Annotated in this window: 2 protein-coding genes; one reads left to right on the forward strand and one right to left on the reverse strand. The window is 35.5% G+C overall.

Features of this window, described 5'->3' with window-relative positions:
• Positions 1–412: 412 nt before the first annotated feature.
• Entirely contained in the window at positions 413–3,322 is a 2,910-nt protein-coding gene (locus tag ABY905_RS14895; RefSeq protein WP_372645276.1) for a PAS domain S-box protein, read from the reverse strand.
• A gap of 335 nt (positions 3,323–3,657) precedes the next feature.
• On the opposite strand from ABY905_RS14895, the gene ABY905_RS14900 reads away from it, so the two are divergent.
• Positions 3,658–3,847, forward strand: a 190-nt coding sequence (locus tag ABY905_RS14900) for a transposase (RefSeq protein WP_372645278.1), incomplete at its 3' end; no start/stop codon positions are given.

Genomic DNA, 3,847 nt, shown 5'->3' on the forward strand with positions numbered 1-3,847 from the left:
GGTACATTCAGATAATAAAACGGAATAGTGGAGCCATTATAAAGGATTCTTAAGGGGTATTTACCTAGATCTTATTCGTTTCTATCCCGATCACTTATCCCGCTTCTATCGAGATCAATTAATCGAACTTTTTTAAGCTAAAAAATGAATCCCCGTAAGATAAAACTTACGAGGATTTAGATTATAGTCCCAACACAACTCACCTTAAAGCGTGTTAAAACCTGGAAACTAAAATCTTATAAGATTGTGAATATTATAATACCCGCTTATTTGTCCCCTTTATAAATATTCATTGATTGCATGACTTAAGGTTAGTATAAAAAGCGCTGGGCATTATATTCCTCCAAACAATTTGGTTGGAATAGGATTACAAAAAAAAAGCCTTGTCTGGTTTCGTTGTTCAGAATCTGAATCACTGCATATTTATTAATGGAATAGTAAGCCTTACCAAAGCCCCTTTAAGCTCCATATTTTTCACACTAATCTCACCCGAATGTGCTTTCACAATTAAATTTGAAAGTGCCAGGCCCATACCTTCATTTCGATCTATATGCTTTTCTCCCGGAGAGAAAAATTTGAACAGATTATTCAATGCCATATTTGAAAAGCCATTACCTTCATCTATAAACTCAATTGTATTATAACGTGATGAAGTTATGAGAATTGTACCATTCTTCGGGCTATATTTTATGGCATTGGTAATGATGTTCTTAAAGCAGATTAACATTAAGTCTCCATCAATCAGGAAACAGTTACTGGTCGATATATCATTCTGAATTTTAATATTTTTTTTCTTTATTTGATCCGAAAGTGAATGAATCAACGAATCAAGCATTGGTTTAATAAAGACTTTATTCAATCTCAACTTGTGTCGACCCAATTTTAAAGAAGTAACCATAACAGCATTATTTGAGAATCGATGAAGACGATTGGCCGACTCTTCCAAAGATTCAACAAACAACAATAGTTCTTCCGAATCAACACTATCTCTCAAAATATGAGTAAACCCTAATATACCATTCAGTGGCGTCATAATCTCATGACTAATAATCCGTAAGAAATCACTTTTTGCTTTATCCAATTCCAATAAACTCTCATTCTTATTTTCAATTTCCTTTTTTGCTTCCACTAGCAAGCTTATATCCCAATTTGTTCCAAGCATACGAATAGGCTCCCCCTTGTCGTTACGATGAACAGAGCCAAAGGCTTTTAAATAACGAACCGAATTATCAGGCCAAAGAACTCGAAACTCTGTATCAAATTCCTTTTCGCCCCGCAAAGCCATTTGTAGTTCTTCATCTGCTCTCTCCTTATCATCCGGATGAAGACCTGACTCCCATGCCTCATAAACTCCTGAGAAGGTATCTGCATTTATGCCATAAAGAGAATACATGCCCTCATCCCATACCAATTTGTTTTTGACAACATCTAAATCCCAAATACCAATATTTGCGGTTTGGGTTGCCAACTGAAGACGATCGGTTATTTGACGGATGGTTTCTTCTGTCTGCTTAAGAGCAGATATATCAGTCAAAACTCCAAGCACCTGCCTGGATTCACCATTTGAAAGTATGAGGGGCACTTTTTCAGTATAAAACCAATATTTTTCACCCGTGTGCGTGCTAACAAAAAGCTCTTCTGAAATGATTTTAGACTGAAGAGTCGTCATCACTTCTCTATCATCCAATAAGAACTTCTCTGTATCTTTTTTATTGGGATTGATGTCCATTTCCGTTTTCCCAATCATCTCTTCAACAGACTGCCCAAATAGTTCAGCCATTTTTTTATTGACTAAAGTGAATCGCCCCTCCCAGTCCTTAACAAAAACAAAATTGGGACTGGTATCAATTACCATTTTTAAGAATTCCTTCTGAGATTTTAATTCAATTTCTGCCTTTTTCTGTACCGAAATATCTTCAACTATACCTTCGTAATACAATGTTTTTCCATTTTTATCACGTACAATTCTTGCATTTTCTCTGACGTAAAGAATATCACCATTTCGTGTTTCCCATTCCCCCTCTACTCCCTTCACAACATTCTCGCTCTCAATTTTTTCTTTAAATTTCTGACGAGTAGTTGGGGATTCTTTACTATACCCATCCGTTTCAAGATTGCGGCTTTGCATATCACCTAACGAATCATACTTCATCATATCAAGCAAGGTTTGATTAGCCATTATAATTTCACCTTGGGGAGTTGTTTGATACATTCCCATTGGGGAATAATTAAATAGGTCTACGTAGGTTTTCTCCCTTTGACTTAAACTCTTAAACCAATAATAATATACTGTACTTACAAGAAGAAATGTGATGATCCAAACAAAAAAGAGGATCATGATCGCAGACTGGATCCTATTATAAACCTTAAAAGCTTCGTCAGCATCAAGTTTAGTAACAATACCCATATTTAATTCCTCATCCCAGGTCCACACGCCAACAACATTACTCCCTCGGTAATCGAGATATCCATCCAGATTCATACCGGAAATCTTAGCAAAATAATGAGAGTCCAAATCTGATAAGGGTATAGAGTCCGAAGAGAATATGTTTTTATCCTTAAAAAAGAATTGAGTATTTATCGCTTGTACAGATGAATTAATAATTTCACCACCCACACTCTTAATCAAACCAGCTGCTTTTAACTGATCAGGAAACCTACTTTCACTTAGCAATCTGCCCGCTTTATCAATTGCATAATTTTCACCACTATCACCTATCCTACCATGTTTAAAAATTTTTGTGAAATTCTTAAAAGGATCAATGGAAATTAGAAGAATAGCTACAATTGTTTCAGACTCGTCCTTTATTGGTGATCCAACAAACATGCTTAATGAGTACTCGTCAGGAGTACTCATTACGTAAAAGGGACTACTTATAATTGTTTCGCCTTTCCAAACCTTCTGCAGAAACTTATTCTGTCCATGCCATACTTCTCGCTTACCAATCCAGTCAACACCAAAAGATGACAAGGCTATATTATCCCTATTTAAAATAACATAGCCCGTATAATCATTTAAATCGATCAAGCCAGATAATTCTATCAAAATAGATGAGTCTACAGAAGCCTCGTTAGTTATTTTTTGAGTAACTAATTCATTTATCAGTGGCGATAATTCATCAACCTCTTGTTTTACCACTGAGTAATGCCGGTCAGCCCACAGATGAATGCTTTGTAGTGTGGTCAGATTTATGGTAGAAATAAATTTACCTATTTCTTTTTTACCCTGTCTGTTGATTACCCCAATTGATATCCAGGTTCCGATAATGAAAACAAAAAGAGATAACAATATGGTCAAAAGAAATTTCTTACTGACTATCATAAACATTGATTTTAAGAACACTAGAACCTAATATAAGAAAAATTAAACACAAACCACATAACAAGACTAATCCTAAACAGCAAAACTTACATAATCCATCACTATCCCGCTTAATCGGTCTTTCAGTACTCAGAAACTTATTAGCTATAAAGAACGAATCCCCGTAAGAAACTTACGAGGATTATAGATGACCCCAACAGCACCTATACGAAAGAATTTAAATCCTGTCGGCTAACGACTTAGGGGGGTGAGATATTTTAGTGTCTCTGGAGTTGCTACATTTACATGGACAGAGAGTTAAGGTATAATTATTTTAATAATTTATATCTTAGGAAATGGAAAAAGAGAGACGACAATTCAGTAGAGAGTTTAAAATGAATGCTATTGAGTTAAGTTACACAAGAGCCAATATAAGAGAACTAGCTCATGAACTCGATGTACGCCCAGAACTTATTTATCGATGGCGTAGTGAGTTTGCAAACTATCAGGGAACAAGTTTTCCTGGCAATGGTAAAGCCAAGCTCA

Source organism: Ancylomarina sp., from assembly GCF_041555295.1.
Classification (GTDB): Bacteria; Bacteroidota; Bacteroidia; order Bacteroidales; family Marinifilaceae; genus Ancylomarina.